Origin of the sequence: Enterobacter cloacae complex sp. P27C (assembly GCF_014895705.1) — a bacterium.
Classification (GTDB): Bacteria; Pseudomonadota; Gammaproteobacteria; order Enterobacterales; family Enterobacteriaceae; genus Enterobacter; species Enterobacter bugandensis.
In genome coordinates this window covers 1-16,624 of sequence record NZ_JADBQB010000006.1, presented here as the reverse complement: position 1 = coordinate 16,624, position 16,624 = coordinate 1, and the positions used below count along the sequence as shown (strand labels likewise).

The 16,624-nt window shown below is 58.1% G+C and carries 14 protein-coding genes; 6 read left to right on the top strand and 8 right to left on the bottom strand.

What is annotated here, in order from left to right:
• Positions 1 to 23: 23 nt before the first annotated feature.
• The 5 genes from IM291_RS13335 to IM291_RS13315 all read right to left on the bottom strand — a co-directional run bounded on the left by IM291_RS13335 (position 24) and on the right by IM291_RS13315 (position 7,476).
• Positions 24 to 2,195: a YgiQ family radical SAM protein gene (locus IM291_RS13335; protein ID WP_028014422.1), complete on the bottom strand. Its 2,172-nt coding sequence runs from the start codon at positions 2,193 to 2,195 to the stop codon at positions 24 to 26.
• A gap of 131 nt (positions 2,196 to 2,326) precedes the next feature.
• Complete coding sequence (ftsP, locus tag IM291_RS13330) at positions 2,327 to 3,739, bottom strand: cell division protein FtsP (RefSeq protein WP_028014423.1); 1,413 nt, start codon at positions 3,737 to 3,739, stop codon at positions 2,327 to 2,329.
• A gap of 58 nt (positions 3,740 to 3,797) precedes the next feature.
• The gene (gene plsC, locus IM291_RS13325) at positions 3,798 to 4,535 is read right to left on the bottom strand and encodes a 1-acylglycerol-3-phosphate O-acyltransferase (RefSeq protein WP_028014424.1); all 738 of its coding nucleotides are present in this window, start codon (positions 4,533 to 4,535) and stop codon (positions 3,798 to 3,800) included.
• Between the two features lie 162 nt (positions 4,536 to 4,697).
• Positions 4,698 to 6,956 (bottom strand): DNA topoisomerase IV subunit A, encoded by a 2,259-nt coding sequence (gene parC / locus IM291_RS13320; RefSeq protein WP_192987085.1) that lies wholly within the window; start codon positions 6,954 to 6,956, stop codon positions 4,698 to 4,700.
• Between the two features lie 118 nt (positions 6,957 to 7,074).
• Positions 7,075 to 7,476: a YgiW/YdeI family stress tolerance OB fold protein gene (locus IM291_RS13315; protein ID WP_023309189.1), complete on the bottom strand. Its 402-nt coding sequence runs from the start codon at positions 7,474 to 7,476 to the stop codon at positions 7,075 to 7,077.
• 139 nt (positions 7,477 to 7,615) lie between these two features.
• On the opposite strand from IM291_RS13315, the gene qseB reads away from it, so the two are divergent.
• From qseB to lysM, 5 genes are all read left to right on the top strand, one after another.
• Positions 7,616 to 8,275, top strand: coding sequence for a quorum sensing response regulator transcription factor QseB (qseB, locus tag IM291_RS13310; RefSeq protein WP_047364588.1), 660 nt, complete (start codon positions 7,616 to 7,618; stop codon positions 8,273 to 8,275).
• The gene (qseC, locus tag IM291_RS13305; RefSeq protein ID WP_192987083.1) at positions 8,272 to 9,609 is read left to right on the top strand and encodes a quorum sensing histidine kinase QseC; all 1,338 of its coding nucleotides are present in this window, start codon (positions 8,272 to 8,274) and stop codon (positions 9,607 to 9,609) included. Before qseB ends, qseC begins: the two co-directional genes overlap by 4 nt.
• 105 nt (positions 9,610 to 9,714) lie before the next feature.
• A complete protein-coding gene (locus tag IM291_RS13300; RefSeq protein ID WP_041908121.1) occupies positions 9,715 to 10,296 on the top strand; it encodes an NAD(P)H-dependent oxidoreductase in 582 nt (193 codons plus the stop codon).
• A 31-nt stretch (positions 10,297 to 10,327) separates the two neighbouring features.
• On the top strand, positions 10,328 to 10,642 hold the full coding sequence (locus IM291_RS13295) for a putative quinol monooxygenase (protein ID WP_008502984.1): 315 nt from the start codon (positions 10,328 to 10,330) through the stop codon (positions 10,640 to 10,642).
• Between the two features lie 85 nt (positions 10,643 to 10,727).
• Complete coding sequence (gene lysM, locus IM291_RS13290) at positions 10,728 to 11,168, top strand: peptidoglycan-binding protein LysM (protein ID WP_028014428.1); 441 nt, start codon at positions 10,728 to 10,730, stop codon at positions 11,166 to 11,168.
• Positions 11,169 to 11,200: 32 nt separating this feature from the next.
• Here the strand turns inward: lysM and IM291_RS13285 are convergent, their stop codons facing one another.
• Genes IM291_RS13285 through IM291_RS13275 form a run of 3 tightly spaced genes read right to left on the bottom strand, consistent with a single transcriptional unit; the run spans position 11,201 to position 15,518 of the window.
• Positions 11,201 to 12,388: a glycoside hydrolase family 88 protein gene (locus IM291_RS13285; RefSeq protein ID WP_192971895.1), complete on the bottom strand. Its 1,188-nt coding sequence runs from the start codon at positions 12,386 to 12,388 to the stop codon at positions 11,201 to 11,203.
• Positions 12,389 to 12,405: 17 nt separating this feature from the next.
• The gene (locus tag IM291_RS13280) at positions 12,406 to 13,671 is read right to left on the bottom strand and encodes an oligosaccharide MFS transporter (protein WP_192987081.1); all 1,266 of its coding nucleotides are present in this window, start codon (positions 13,669 to 13,671) and stop codon (positions 12,406 to 12,408) included.
• Positions 13,672 to 13,703: 32 nt separating this feature from the next.
• Positions 13,704 to 15,518, bottom strand: a complete 1,815-nt coding sequence (locus IM291_RS13275) for a DUF2264 domain-containing protein (protein ID WP_192987079.1) — start codon at positions 15,516 to 15,518, stop codon at positions 13,704 to 13,706.
• 166 nt (positions 15,519 to 15,684) lie between these two features.
• On the opposite strand from IM291_RS13275, the gene IM291_RS13270 reads away from it, so the two are divergent.
• On the top strand, positions 15,685 to 16,524 hold the full coding sequence (locus IM291_RS13270) for an AraC family transcriptional regulator (protein ID WP_192987077.1): 840 nt from the start codon (positions 15,685 to 15,687) through the stop codon (positions 16,522 to 16,524).
• The last annotated feature ends 100 nt before the right edge of the window (positions 16,525 to 16,624 follow it).

The window sequence follows — 16,624 nt, the reverse complement described above, 5'->3', positions numbered from 1 at the left end:
CCCCGGCAAGCCGGGGTTTTCTTTTACGCTTTACGCTTCACAGGTTTCTTTACACTGGAATTACCGTTCGAACGCTGATGCACAATCGGCGTATGTTTGGTCAGCGCCGGGCGCGTATTGCGGTTCTGGCGACGCGCTTCGCGCATCTCATCCAGCGTAGGAGCCGGAACCAGGCAGTCGCGGCGCGAGCCAATAAGGTGTTTTTTACCCATCTCTTCCAGCGCCTGGCGGATCAGCGGCCAGTTTTTCGGGTCGTGGTAACGCAGCAGCGCCTTATGCAGACGACGCTGTTTATCCCCTTTCGGCACCACCACCTCTTCACTCTTGTAGCCAATCTTACTCAGCGGGTTTTTGCCGGTGTAATACATGGTCGTCGAGTTGGCGAGCGGTGAAGGATAGAAGTTCTGCACCTGATCCAGACGGAAGCGACGCTGCTTCAGCCACAGCGCCAGGTTCACCATGTCTTCATCGCGCGTGCCAGGGTGCGCGGAGATGAAGTACGGGATCAGATACTGCTCTTTGCCCGCCTGCTTCGAGTAGGTGTCGAACAGCTGCTTAAAGCGATCGTAGCTGCCCATGCCCGGCTTCATCATCTTCGACAGTGGGCCTTCTTCGGTGTGCTCCGGCGCAATCTTCAGATAACCGCCGACGTGGTGCGTCGCCAACTCTTTGATATAGCGAGGATCTTCCACGGCGATGTCGTAACGCACCCCGGAGGCGATGAGGATCTTTTTGATGCCCTTCAGGTCGCGCGCGCGGCGGTAGAGGTTGATCGTCGGCTCGTGGTTAGTATCCATGTGCTCGCAAATGCTCGGGTAGACGCAGGAGAGACGACGGCAGGTCTGCTCCGCGCGCGGCGACTTGCAGCGCAGCATATACATGTTCGCGGTTGGGCCGCCGAGATCGGAGATCACGCCGGTAAAGCCCGGCACCGAGTCGCGAATGGCTTCGATCTCATTGATGATCGAATCCTCAGAGCGGCTCTGGATAATACGGCCTTCGTGTTCGGTAATGGAGCAAAAGGAGCAGCCGCCGAAGCAGCCGCGCATGATGTTGATCGAGAAGCGGATCATCTCATACGCCGGAATACGGGCGTTGCCGTACGCCGGGTGCGGCACGCGCTTGTACGGCAGCGCAAAGACGCTGTCCATCTCTTCGGTGGAGAGCGGGATCGCCGGCGGGTTGATCCAGATGAAGCGCTCGCCGTGCTTCTGCATTAGCGCGCGGGCGCAGCCCGGGTTGGTTTCATGGTGCAGAATACGGGACGCGTGCGCGTAGAGCACCTTGTCGGCTTTCACCTTCTCGTAGGACGGCAGCAGCACGTAGGTCTTTTCCCACGGCTTCGGGCGCGGCGGCTGCACAACGATAGCCTTCGCTTCCGCTTTCTTCGGCTCAACCGGCTTGTTATCGGCACACGGCAGATCTTCACCGTACGGGTGCGGGATCGGGTCGATTTTGCCCGGCATATCAATAATGCGGGAATCCACCCCGCTCCAGCCCGGCAGCGCCTCTTTCACCATGATCGCAGTATTGCGCACGTCGCGGATGCTGCTCACCGGCTCGCCCTGCGACAGACGGTGCGCCACTTCCACCAGCGGACGCTCGCCGTTACCGTAAATCAGCATGTCGGCCTTGGAGTCCACCAGCACCGAGCGGCGCACGGTATCTGACCAGTAGTCGTAGTGCGCGGTGCGGCGCAGGCTCGCCTCGATGCCGCCGAGGATCACCGGCACGTCTTTCCAGGCTTCTTTGCAGCGCTGGGTATAAACCAGGGTCGCGCGGTCCGGACGTTTGCCCGCCACGTTATCCGGCGTGTAGGCGTCGTCATGACGCAGCTTACGGTCGGCGGTATAGCGGTTGATCATCGAGTCCATGTTGCCGGCGGTCACGCCGAAGAACAGGTTTGGTTTTCCCAGACGCATGAAGTCATCTTTGCTGTTCCAGTCGGGCTGGGAGATGATCCCCACGCGGAAGCCCTGCGCTTCGAGCATACGGCCACAGATGGCCATGCCGAAGCTCGGGTGGTCAACGTAGGCATCGCCCGTGACCAGAATGATATCGCAGCTGTCCCAGCCCAGTTGGTCCATCTCTTCCCGGGACATCGGCAGGAACGGCGCCGGTCCAAAGCAGGCCGCCCAGTACTGGGGCCAGGAGAAGAGGTCACGATCCGGCTGGATCAGGGAAATTGCGCTCATAGTGCTTCCGAAGAAAAAATAGACAAAAGGGCGGGGATTATACGCTGGAACATTGTGGGAAATGAAGGGGTATTATGCGGGCTGTTGCCCTCACCCCAACCCTCTCCCTGTGGGAGAGGGAGAAAAGCACGTTACGGCGCCGGATTCACCAGCATCTGCCCCACGGAACCCCTGTCCATCATCTCCAGCGTCTGGCTGTGGAACAGGAATGGGAAGTGCGGCCACGAAGGCTGACCGTAGTAGACGAGCAGTTCAACCTGGCCGTCCACCCACACGGTATCTTTCCAGCCGCGATCTTCCGGGAACGGCATCGCGCCATTAACGTTGCGGATCAGGAATGACACACCTTCAATATGGAACGACTGCGGCATGTCTGACCGGACCGTCCAGCGCTCCCAGGTGCCCTGCTGAGCGGTGATATCAATGCGATTTACATCCCACAGCGCGCCGTTGATGCCCGGATCGTCGCCCAGGCTGATATCACGGCTGCGCACCGGCGAGCCGCTCATGATCTCCTGCGGCAGCAGGCGCATCGGCAGGCTATCGGTGACCAACGGCAGCAGGCCGGTTGGACGCAGAGTAAGCACCAGCGTGGAGACCAGAATGCTCGACGGCTCAAAGAACCCGCGAATACGGTCAACGATGCTCGCGGCTTCACCACAGGTGACGGAGACTTCGTCCCCGTTGGTCATATCCACCAGAATTTCACGACGTTCACCCGGCGCCAGCGCAAGCTGTTTAACGGAGACCGGCGCGGGTAAAAAGCCCTGGTCGCCGGAGATCACGTGCAGCGGGCGGCCATCGCTCATCTGCAGCTGATAGCGACGCGAGTTAGAGGCGTTGAGCAGGCGCAGGCGCACCCAGCCGCGGGACACTTCCACGTACGGGCTCTGCGCGCCGTTAACCAGCAAGGTATCGCCGACAAAGCCACCGCTGCCCGGCTCGCTGTACTCCGGCGTGCCGAAGTTATCCAGACGTTTGTCCTGAATAATGACCGGGAAATCGTCCACGCCGTAGTGGTTCGGGATCGGCAGAGATTTACTGACCTCATCTTCCACCAGCCACATGCCGGCCAGACCGTTATAGACCTGCTGCGCCGTACGGTTAGGGGTATTGGCGTGATACCACAGGGTTGCCGCACTCTGGCGAATCGGCAGGACGGGCGCCCAGTCGGCGTTGGGGGACATCATTCGCGCCGCGCCGCCAATCAAAGGGCCAGGAACCTGTAAGCCGCTGATGGTCATGGCGACATTTTCAGCCGTACGGTTGCTGTAAATGAGCTTAACGTCATCGCCGTTCCACACGCGGATGGTCGGCCCGAGGTAGCGCCCGTTAATGCCCCACACCGGCGCGCGCGTGCCCTGGGTAAAGGACCAGTGGCTGCGCTGAAGCGTGAGGAAAAGCGGCTGCCCGCGACGGGATTCAATCAACGGCGGAATGGGCAGCGGCTGCTGCTGCCCGGCGGCGCTGGCTGTCAGCGGCATCGCACCCGCACAAAGGGCAATCCCCGAAGCCTGAATAAACTGACGCCGACTGAGTGACATATAAGCTCCATCTGAAACGACTAACAACGCGGGAATTCTTTTTCCCTTTAACGCCGAATTAAACCTTACCGGCGGCTTCTCTTTCTGCGACTTCTTTATCCAGCAGCGCAATATGCTGAGCCATGAGCTCGCGGCAGTGTGCTGCCAGTTCGCGCACCTGGTCTTTACCGTATTTGCTGGTATCGACGGGTGGCAGCATTTCGACAATCACCAGACCATTATTCAGGCGGTTAAGATTAATCTTATTAGAAGTATTGGAAACGCACACGGGAATAATTGGAACACCTGCCGCAATTGCGGCATGAAACGCGCCGGTTTTAAACGGCAGCAGGCCGCGGCCGCGGCTACGCGTCCCTTCCGGGAACATCCAGATTGAGATCCGGCGCTTTTTAAAATGATTCACCACTTCTGCAATGGTGCCGTGCGCTTTTGCACGGTTGTTACGGTCGATCAGCAGGTTACCGGTCAGCCAGTACAGCTGGCCAAAAAACGGGATCCACAGCAGGCTTTTTTTCCCCACCGTCACGGTCGGAGGCAGAACAATATTGGAGGCCGTCACCATATCGTAGTTGTTCTGATGGTTGGCGATATAGATGGCGTTACCGAAGTTTTCCGCTCCTTCAGGCAGGCGTTTTTCAACCTTCAGACCAAACAGCGGCGCAAGGCGACCGAACATATGGCCAAAGGTGGCAACATGCTTCGGATTACGCGGGCTGAACAGGCAGTAAATAGAGCCGAAAATACAGACCAGAATGCAGTAAATAACGGTAAGAATGAGACGAACAATGTATAGCATAGCGACCTCTGAAGCCCTGACAGCTGACAATTATACTTCACCTGTGGCCAGGTAAGGACTTTATTACGAGCGCGTATTGTTAATCGCAACGCACGAATTAACAACGATTTTACGGGAAATTTTATTGAAATACCCCCTCCGGACAGAGGGGGTGTTATGACATTACTCTTCGCTGTCGCCCGCGCTGCTGCGCGCAGGCGAATCAATATCCACGCGGTCGATACGCTGCAGGCCGCGCATCAGCGAACCGCGGCGACCGCGCTCGCCCACCACTTTCTGCAGCTCTTCCGGGCGAAGCTTGATTTTACGCTTGCCAACGTGGATGGTCAGCGTGCTCTGCGGCGGCAGCAGGAAGAGGTGCGCCAGGCCATCTTCACCTTTCGCGGCTTCCGCCGACGGGATGTTGATGATCTTGTTGCCCTTACCTTTCGACAGCTCCGGCAGATCGCTGACCGGGAACATCAGCATGCGTCCGGCAGAGGTGATCGCCAGCAGCATGTCGCTCTCGTTCTCAATCACCAGCGGTGTCATCACGCGGGCATTGTCCGGCAGGCTGATCAGCGCTTTACCGGCACGGTTACGCGACACGAGGTCGTTAAAGGTACAGATAAAGCCGTAGCCCGCATCGGACGCCATCAGCAGCTTCTGGTCGTCGGCCTCCATCAGCATGTGGTCAACCGTTGCGCCCGGCGGCAGCGTCAGCTTACCGGTGAGCGGTTCGCCCTGGCCGCGCGCGGAAGGCAGCGTAATCGGGTCGATGGCGTAGCTGCGGCCCGTGGAGTCGATAAACGCCACCGGCTGGTTGCTCTTGCCTTTCACCGCCGCCTTAAAGCTGTCGCCCGCTTTGTAGCTCAGACCCGGCGCGTCGATATCGTGGCCTTTGGCGCTGCGCACCCAGCCGCTCTGCGACAGCACAATGGTCACCGGCTCGGACGGCTGCATGTCGTGCTCGTTCATCGCCTTCGCTTCTTCGCGCTCGTGCAGCGGAGAACGACGGTCGTCACCGAAGGCATCGGCATCCGCCTGCAGCTCTTTCTTCAGCAGGGTGTTCATCTTGCGCTCGGACGCGAGGATCGCCTGCAGCTGATCGCGCTCTTTTTCCAGCTCGCTTTGCTCGCCGCGGATCTTCATCTCTTCCAGCTTAGCGAGATGGCGCAGCTTCAGTTCGAGGATCGCTTCGGCCTGGGTTTCGCTGATGCCGAAGCGCGACATCAGCGCGGGCTTCGGCTCGTCCTCGGTACGGATGATCTCAATCACTTCATCGATATTGAGGAACGCCACCAGCAAACCTTCGAGGATATGCAGGCGCTTAAGCACTTTCTCCAGACGATGGTTCAGACGACGGCGCACCGTATCGCGGCGGAACGTCAGCCACTCGCTGAGGATCTCCAGCAGGTTTTTCACCGCCGGACGACCGTCGAGGCCAATCATGTTCAGGTTGATGCGGTAGCTTTTTTCCAGATCGGTAGTAGCGAACAGGTGGTTCATCACCTGCTCCATGTCCACGCGGTTAGAGCGCGGCACGATCACCAGACGAGTCGGGTTCTCGTGGTCGGATTCGTCGCGCAGATCGTCCACCATCGGCAGCTTTTTATTGCGCATCTGGGAGGCGATCTGCTCCAGCACTTTGGCACCGGAAACCTGGTGCGGCAGCGCGGTGATCACCACGGCGCCGTCCTCTTTATTCCACACCGCGCGCATGCGCACGGAGCCGCGACCGTTCTGGTAGATTTTGCGGATTTCTGCACGCGAGGTGATGATCTCGGCTTCGGTCGGGTAATCAGGCCCCTGCACGATATCCAGCAGTTCGTCCAGCGAGGTTTTTGGCTGCTCAATCAGGGTGATGGCGGCTTTCGCCACTTCACGCAGGTTGTGCGGCGGAATGTCCGTCGCCATGCCCACGGCGATACCGGTGGTGCCGTTCAGCAGGATGTTCGGCAGACGCGCAGGCAGCATCTTCGGCTCCTGCAGCGTACCGTCGAAGTTTGGCACCCAGTCAACGGTTCCCTGACCCAGCTCGCCCAGCAGCACTTCGGCGTATTTGGACAGGCGGGATTCGGTATAACGCATCGCTGCGAAGGATTTCGGATCGTCCGGCGCCCCCCAGTTCCCCTGCCCGTCCACCAGCGGATATCGGTAAGAGAACGGCTGGGCCATCAGCACCATCGCTTCATAGCAGGCGCTGTCGCCGTGCGGATGGTATTTACCCAGCACGTCACCGACGGTACGGGCGGATTTCTTGAACTTGGCGGTAGCGTTCAGCCCCAGTTCGGACATCGCATAGACGATGCGGCGCTGAACGGGCTTCAGGCCATCCCCGATAAACGGCAACGCCCTGTCCATGATGACGTACATGGAGTAGTTCAGGTAGGCGTTTTCCGTGAATTCATGTAGCGCGAGGCGCTCTGCCATATCGCTCATTACGTGTGATTCCTCAACTCAGAAACCGAAGGGTTTCAGGCAATATTGCCGCAGATACTACCTCATCTGACGAATTGAGTCACAAAGAAAAAGGGCCGCATTAGCGGCCCTTTTCGGGTTATTTGTTCAGCTTGATAACCTGCTTCACGTCGATTTCAAACTCGTTCCAGTCTTTGTCGACTTTACCCTGCAGCTCTACTTTATCCTGCGGGGTGACGGTCACGCCGTTCCAGCGCTTGTGGTCAATCTCAACCACCACCGTGCCGGACTCGTCGCGGAAGGTGTAGCGGTCATCGGACAGGCGCTCGGTAATGTTCCCGCGCAGCTTCACCCAGGCATCGTCCTTCAGATCTTTCACTTTAGCCGCGGTGGTGAGGTTGGCGTTGTTATCGACAAAACCGCCCTGCTGGGTTTGCGTCTGGGTCTGTGTCGCAGATGGGCCAGTAAAGCCGCCCTGTGCAGCAAAGACCGGCGCGGTGGTCATCATCATGATGGCAGCAATTGCAGCGAATTTTTTCATCTTCATCTCTCCCTTTAATGTCGTTTCGCAGTCCATTAAACAGGGTAAACCTTAACAACTTCTTAAGGGGAAAATTTATTTATTTTTACTGTACAGCAGGCGCTTGCAGAGGGTTTACTGACGGCATCAAGGAGGGAACATGCGCATTTTACTGGTAGAAGACGACAGGTTAATCGGCGATGGCATCAAAGCAGGCTTAAGCAAACTGGGCTTTAGCGTGGACTGGTTTACCGACGGGAAAACCGGGCAGGCCGCGCTCGCCTCAGCGCCCTATGATGCCGTGGTGCTTGACCTGACCCTACCGGGAATTGACGGTCTGGAGATCCTGCGCGCCTGGCGCGAAAGCGGCCGCAGCGAGCCGGTACTGATCCTGACCGCGCGGGATGCGCTGAACCAGCGCGTTGAAGGGCTGCGCCTCGGTGCGGACGATTATCTCTGTAAGCCGTTCGCGCTGATAGAAGTGGCCGCCCGTCTGGAAGCGCTGGTGCGCCGCAGCCACGGTCAGACCCGCAGCGAGCTGCGCCACGGCAAGGTGACGCTCGATCCGGCAAGCCTCGTCGCCACGCTGGAGGGCGAAACGCTGACGCTTAAACCGAAAGAGTTCGCCCTGCTGGAGCTGCTGATGCGCAACGCGGGCCGGGTGCTGCCGCGAAAGCTGATCGAGGAAAAGCTTTATACCTGGGACGATGACGTCTCCAGCAACGCCGTCGAAGTCCATGTCCATCATTTACGCCGCAAGCTCGGGAGCGAGTTTATCCGCACCGTGCACGGCATCGGCTACACCCTGGGTGACGCATGAAGCTGAGCCTGAAGCTGCGCCTGACGCTCCTCTTTTTAGCGCTGTCTCTGACGGCCTGGTTTGCCGCCAGCCTGGTGGCGTGGCAGCAGACCACACACAAGCTCGATAAGCTGTTCGACACCCAGCAGATGCTGTTTGCCAAACGGCTGCTGACGATGGATCTGGACGAGATCCGCGCGCCACAGCGCATGCGCGAGGTGCCGAAAAAGGCCAAACACGGGCATCTGGACGATGACGCGCTGGCCTTCGCTATTTACGCTTCAGACGGCACGATGCTCCTTAACGACGGCGAAAACGGGCGCGATATCCCATATCACTATCGTCGTGACGGCTTTGATGACGGACGGCTTCAGGATGACAACGATGAATGGCGCTTTTTATGGCTGACGTCGCCAGACGGAAAATACCGCGTGGTGGTCGGCCAGGAGTGGGAGTACCGACAGGATATGGCGCTGGACGTGGTCAGCTCGCAGCTGACGCCGTGGCTGGTGGCGCTGCCGGTGATGCTGCTGTTGCTGATCGTCCTGCTGAGCCGGGAGCTGAAGCCCCTTAAAAAGCTGGCCCAGACCCTGCGCTCCCGCTCGCCGGACGCCACCGACGCCCTGCCCACTCAGGGCGTGCCGGCGGAAGTGCGCCCCCTGCTCGACTCGCTGAACCATCTTTTTACCCGTACCCAGGAGATGATGACCCGCGAGCGCCGCTTTACCTCCGACGCCGCCCACGAGCTGCGCAGCCCGCTGGCGGCGCTGAAGGTGCAAACCGACGTGGCGCAGCTTTCTCAGGACGATCCGCAGGCGCAGGAAAAAGCGCTGGCGCAGCTGCACGCGGGTATCGACCGCGCCTCCCGGCTGGTGGATCAGCTCCTCACCCTGTCGCGCCTGGACTCGCTGGACAGCCTGGACGGCGTAGAACAGATAGCGATGGCCGACCTGCTGCAGTCTGCGGTAATGGATATTTATCCTTCTGCACAGCAGGCGGGTATTGATATTCGCCTGCACATCAACGCGCCGGAGGTGACCCGAACGGGTCAGCAGCTGCTTCTGAGCCTGCTGGCGCGCAACCTGCTGGATAACGCCACCCGCTACAGCCCGCGCGGCAGCGTGGTAGACGTGACGCTGAACACCCGTAGCGTTACCGTGCGCGACAATGGCCCGGGCATTTCGCCCGATGCGCTGGCGCGTCTCGGCGAGCGCTTTTATCGTCCACCGGGTCAGGACGCCACGGGCAGCGGGCTGGGGCTATCCATTGTGAAACGCATTGCCGCGCTGCACGGCATGCGCGTCTCGCTGGGCAATGCGCCAGAAGGCGGCTTTGAAGTGAAGGTTAACTGGTAAGGGATTATTGCATTTAGCGCAAAAGACTTTGCACATTTTGCTTATTTTTCCGCTCCGTCCTCGCGCGTAGAATACCCGGCATACTCTCATCACCGAGGACAAATAATGAGCAATATTCTGATTATCAACGGCGCGAAAGAGTTCGCGCACTCTAAAGGCCAGCTGAATGACACCCTGACCGAGGTCGCGGACGGTTTCCTGCGCGACGCCGGGCATGATGTTAAGGTCGTGCGCGCGGACAGCAACTATGACGTGAAGGCCGAAGTGCAGAACTTCCTGTGGGCCGATGTGGTTGTCTGGCAGATGCCGGGCTGGTGGATGGGCGCGCCGTGGACCGTGAAAAAATACATGGACGACGTCTTCACCGAAGGTCACGGTTCGCTGTATGCCAGCGACGGACGCACCCGCTCAGATGCCTCTAAAAAATACGGCTCCGGCGGCCTGATTCAGGGCAAAAAATATATGCTCTCCCTGACCTGGAACGCCCCTCTGGAAGCCTTCACCGAAAAAGATCAGTTCTTCGAAGGCGTGGGCGTAGACGGCGCGTATCTGCCGTTCCACAAGGCGAACCAGTTCCTGGGGATGGATCCGCTGCCGACCTTTATCGTCAACGACGTGATTAAAATGCCTGACGTCCCGAGCTATATCGCAGAATATCGCAAGCATCTCGCGAAAATTTTTGCTTAACTGGTAGCCTGGAATTAAAGGAGTAGTAACCATGCTTACAGTAATCGCAGAAATCCGTACTCGTCCAGGTCAACATCACCGCCAGGCGGTGCTGGATCAGTTCGCGAAAATCATCCCAACCGTACTGAAAGAAGAAGGCTGCCACGGCTACGCGCCGATGGTGGACGCCGCTACCGACGCAAGCTTCCAGGCCACTGCGCCAGACTCCATTATCATGGTTGAGCAGTGGGAAACCGTCGCGCACCTCGAAGCACACCTGCAGACCGCGCACATGAAAGCGTGGAGCGATGCGGTGAAGGGTGACGTGCTGGAGACCCACATCCGTATTCTGGAGCAAGGGGTTTAAAACCTGCCTTCCCTCTCCTTCCGGGGAGGGAATTCTCTCTGACCTGCTATGCTTATTCTGACTTCATGATTAACAGGAGGATGGAATGGGTCTTTTTAACTTCGTGAAAGAAGCAGGCGAAAAGCTATGGGATAACCTGACCGACCACAAAGGTCAGAGCGACAAAATCACCGAGCACCTCAAGAAACTCAACATTCCCGGTTCAGACAAAGTTCAGGTTAACGTTACCGACGGCAAGGCCAGCGTGACGGGTGACGGGCTGACCCAGGAGCAGAAAGAAAAAATCCAGGTCGCCGTCGGCAACATCGCCGGCGTCAGCGAGGTGGAGAACAACATCACCACGACCGATGCCAAAGATGAAGCCACCTACTACACGGTAAAATCCGGCGACACCCTGAGCGCTATCTCCAAAACCGTGTACGGCGATGCCAACCAGTACAATAAGATTTTTGAGGCTAACCGCCCGATGCTCTCCAGCCCGGATAAAATCTACCCCGGCCAGACGCTACGTATTCCTAAAGCGTGATCCGCGAGTCGGGGGTCGCCCCCCGACCGTTTTTACCAGTACAGTTTCCAGCTCTGCGTAAAGCGCACCAGCGCCTCCACGTAGAAGTAATCTCCCCAGCTCGCACACTCGTCCACCCCTTTGTTGTTCGCCAGGTGATAGACCGAGTGCTTCAGCAGCCCGGTGCCCTTCTCCTCTTTGCCCATCAGGTAGTGCTTCGTCAGTGACGACATAATGCCTTTGGCCCATTCCAGATAACGCTCCCGGTCCGGATCCGTCACGGGCAGTTGCTTCACCAGCTCCAGCAGCCCGCACACCGCAATCGCCGCCGAGGACGAATCGCGCAGCGCGTCGGTCCCCACCAGCGCCAGATCCCAGTGGCAGACGTAGTCTTCCGGGAGGCGGTTGAGGAAGTAGTTCGCCAGCCGCTTCGACAGGGCGATCATCGTCTCGTCGCCGGTATAGATATAGCTCAGCAGGAAGCCGTAAATCCCCCACGCCTGCCCGCGCGACCAGCAGGAGTCATCGGCATAGCCCTGCTGGGTATTGCCGTAGCGCGGCGCGCCGGTTTGTACGTCCATATAATAGGTGTGGAACGTGGAGGCATCGTCGCGGATGAGATAGTTTGCCGCCTGCATGACGTGCGCTTTTGCGGCGTCAGCAAAGCGCGGATCCCCCGTCTGCTCCGTCGCCCAGTAGAGCAGCGGCAGGTTCATGTTGCAGTCGATGATCATCCGTCCGGCCTGCTCCGGGTCTGAAAGATCGCCCCACGCCTGAATGATTTTCGCCTTCTCATGAAAGCGCTCCAGCAGGGCTTCAGCCGCCAGCAGGGAGAAACCGCGCGCCTCGCGGCTGCCGGTAAGTCTCCAGGCCGCCACACAGGAGAGCGTGTACAGGAAGCCCAGATCGTGAGTGTTGGTGTCGCTGCGCCCGGCGATGCGCAGGCCGAAGGAGCGCACGTGTTTTTCCGCCATCGAGCGGAATTTCTCCTCGCCGCTCATCTCCCACGCCAGCCACAGCTGGCCGGTCCAGAAGCTGGTTGTCCACTCTACGTTGTCGGTCAGCGGGTAATAACCGTTCCGGCAGGTTTCCGCCGGGAACTGCTCTCCGAATGCCGTTAAATGACGGCTAATCAACTCGAGGACGTGGCTACGCGCAGAGATCAGTTCATCGCTAAACAGGCGCGAGTCTACGGGAGCAGGAATGGCAGACAGGCGTTCCTCTCTGATACGACTTAACATATTTCGGTTCCTTGTGGTCAGCGTGATGAAGGTTCTGCTACGTTCAGCGGGCGGGGGCCGCGCCATTTACTCTGGCAGGCGGATAACGTAAAAGCAGAAATAAGGGTAAAGATCAGCGCCGTCGCCCCCATGATGATATAGGTCTGTTCAAAGCCGATGCGGTCATACATATATCCGGCAGGCGAGGAAACCACCACGTTCCCCACGTACAGCATCGCCTGATAGCCCAGTAAATACATGGTGGCGTTCACGCGCTTGTCGAAATGCTCCGCAATATATTTAAAGACCGACACCAGCAGCAGGCAAATTTCTATACCGTATAGCGGCTTGAGCACGGAAATTAACAGATGCGAGTCGCACACCCCGGAAATAATCAAACGCGCCCCGACGATCAGCCCGACAATTAATAGCCCGCGCCTGGCGCCAATAAAGTTAACGAACAGCGGGACAACCATATACATGACGAATTCTATGCCCGACTGCACGGTGCCGAGATAGCCAAACACCGCGTTGCCCTCATGAATATCGTCAAAGAAGGTGACGAAATAGCGCGAGAACTGCTGCTCGGCGATAAACATCATCCACGCCACGCCCGCCACGTACAGGCAAAAAGCCCAGAATTTACGGTTACGCAGCAGGGCGTACACATCTGCCGGGGCGATTTTCTCTTTGGTCAGTACCGCATCGGCATGAACGGAGTTAGTGTTCACTTTCAGGCTGAGCAGGACAACCAGCATCACGATCGACGCCACGCTGCCCATAATGAAGTTATAGGTCGGTGAGAGGTTGAACAGCAGGCCGGAGAAGGACGATGCCACCGCCCAGCCGAGCGAGCCCCACATACGAATTTGCCCGAACTCCATGCCGTTTAAGCGGCTGAAGCGGTCGGAATAGGATTCACACGCCGCCACGCCTGCATACCAGGCAAAGCTTAAATAGAGCGCGCCGATAATAATCCCCAGCAAGGTGCTGGACATTAACAGCGGCTGATAGACGTAAATAAAAAACGGCGCCATCAGGGCCGACATGGCGACCACAAAATAAAGCAGGTATTTGCTCATGCCGATTTTATCGAGAATATAGCCGTAGATGGGTTTGAGAATAACGGAAAATATTCCGTTCACCGCGAACACGGTTCCAATTACCGTCCCGCTGAGATTCGCTTTTTGACCAAGCCAGATCGCCAGCAGGCCAATACTCGCGGACCAGGTAAAGAAATAGAGAAAAATAAAGCTGCTGATTTTGTAATATTCGGTTCTGTTGGTTGTCGATATATTTTTCATACCATCCTCGCCGAGGTGTAGGGTCAGAATTTTTATAACGTGAACGACAGCAGACGTTCGCCTCCAGGGTCGCGGATTACGACCCGGTTATGGTTCATATCCAGCTGCGGCGCGGCCTCAACGTTCTGTTTCTCACTGGCAATGACGGCACAGCAGAGCCAGCGCTCTCCCGGATGGAGATCGGTTTTTAACAGCGGAATGGAGGCGCACTCCGGGAACATGATGCTGCTGTTCGGCGGCGTGACGATGCTGTCCGGGGTGCGTTCAATGAAAGGCGACAGATCGACAATCGCACTGCTGCCGTTCTCTGCCGCCAGATAGCTGCCGCGCGCGCGGATCTGGTGCTCCGTTTTCATCACGGCGAAACCGCCCTCCGCCGTTTGCAGCGTGCGCGCGCTGTTGATGCGGTGCAGGCGCAAATGCCACTCGCCAAACGGGATTTGCCAGGTCTCGATGTGCACGTCGTGCCAAGGCGACCAGCGTGAATAGATGTAGTTTTCATCTACCCGCACCGCGTCGCACTCGCGACGTCCGCGGAAATAGTTATCCCCGTCCGCCAGCAGCAGCATGGAATCACAGGCCGCATGCTTCAGGCCAAAGCGCCCGCGCTCAATGGTGAAGCCAAAGCGGCTGGAGTAGGCAAATTTGGTGTATTTCGCTTCGGTGTTGACGTAGTTATTCAGCTCCAGCTGACCGGCGGTGAGCATGGTGACGTGCTGAGAGTTCGTCGAATGCATCAGGATCTGCTGCGCGTGCGGGATGACGTGCTTCTCCGCCAGCGTGGGCAGCGGCTGTTCTTCTGCCTGCCAGAACGGATGCGTCTCCGGCAGCGCCAGAATCAGGTAGCTTTTTAGCGCCCAGTAGGGCGAGCCGGGAGAGTTATAGTCCTCACACATGGCGAGGTTCGGACAGGCAAAACCGAGGGTCAGAATGCCGTCCCGGTCGGTAATTGTCCGCTGCTGCCACCAGCGGAGATGGCGCAGGATAATGCCCTTCACAATACCCGGCGTGAACACGTCAAGTTCAGAGAAGGCAACCGCGCTCCAGAAGGCGACCATCGCAAAGCGGTAGGTCAGGCTGCGGCCAAACGGTACCGACGCGCCGTCCGCGGCGGACCAGTAGATAAAGTCCTCCGCAAACAGACGCGAGCGCTCGCGCAGCACCTCCGCCCTCGCCTCGTCGCCGCTTAAAGTAGCGTAAATCAAGCCGTAGAAGTGGAACGCCATGGAGATGTAATAATCTTTCGGGCGACCGGCGCCGTCGGAATACCAGCCGTCACCCAGGTAATAGGCCTCCATCAGCGCAAACCGATGGTCGATGGCGGCCTGGTCGTACGGCAGCCCGGCGCGTTTGAAGCCCAGCTGGACCATAATGGCAAAGTAGTTCCAGTTGCTGTCGGGCATCTGCGCGTCGGCAATCTGATTCAGCCACGCGTGCAGGTTCATCACCTCGCGCTCGCTGAAGCAATCGGTGAGTTTATTCCCCAGCAGGGAAAGCCCCAGACCGTAGGATGCCATCTCGACCAGACGCTGATCGTACGGACCGGTTTCGCCCCAGTAGCCCGGGCTTTGCGGATTGGTGCCGATCCTGATGGCCTGCATGTACTTCTCGCTAAACGGCGAAGCATCGCCCGAAGCCAACAGCGGAAACAGCCCCCATAGCGCGCGGGAGAGCCCCTCCATCTGCGCGATATCCGTCGCGTAGTGCGCGCAGGTATCACCCAGCGAGAACCGCGAATGATTTACCGGAAACTGCTTATCCAGCGCGCCAAGTAAGGTATTCAGAGACGCCACGACGTCCTGGCGTGAAGACAACAGATTTGATTTTTCTTCGCTTTCCGCCCGCATAGTTCCACCCTCGTCATCAACTGCGGCCAAGCATAGTGAATGCGTAAGGTGGAGAAATGTTAGCCACGTCACAGGTGAGAACGTTCGATAAACCTGCGGTTGATAAAATTTAAAAAGGTGGTTTATAAATCTCTTCTGACGGGGAAAAGTTGAGTTTTATTGCACTATGCATGACGCGCCCATAACCGATCGTCTTGAGCTCATTACCTTAAACGACACCGTAGCGTCGTTCAGCCGCCTGTTTGCTAACACGGTGCGTTACCACCACTGGCATCAGTGTCTTGAAATTCTCTATGTGGAAGAAGGGTTTGGCGTCGCGATTGTCGATAACCGTCACTACACCATGCGCCCCGGACGCCTGTTTTTCTTTCCGCCGTTCACCCTGCATAAAGTCAGGGTGGACGAACAGGCGGAAGCGATTTACCGGCGCACGATTATTCACCTCGACCACCACGCGGTGCTGAAGTGCCTGCGTGATTTTCCGCACACGCAGCAGCGGCTGGAGAAACTCTCGCGTCGCGGCTCAGAGGCATGGGTGGTTGACCTGGCACACTGCCACAGCCATGTCGATCATCTGTTCAGCTGTTATCCGCCGCCGATGAGCAGCGAAAGCATCGCCGGGCTGCTGATTAGCCTGTTTGCTATGTTGCCTGACGATCGTACCGGCGCACCGGGCAGCAGCATGGGGATCGCCAGCCAGGTGATGTTCTGGCTGGACGAGCATTATCAGGAGAAATTCCGCCTCGACGCGCTGGCAGCGGAACTGGGCAGATCGCGCAGCTACGTGTCGCGAAAATTTCATGCGGAGACGGGGGAGAAAATCCACCACTACCTGAACACGCTCCGCCTGCGTAAGGCGTGCGAATGCCTGCTGCACAGTGACGCGAGCGTGCGGGAGATTGCCGTGCGGGTGGGATTTTCCGACGTGACCTGGTTTATCAGCGCATTTAAGAAGGGGATTGGCGAGACGCCGCTGCAGTACCGGAAGAATCATCGTGCGGTATGACACCCTCACCCGCCCCTCTCCCGTGTACAGTCCGGGGACATGGTAGACAGGTGTTCGGGGACATGGTGAACACTTTTTAACATCCTTTACCCATGGTGAT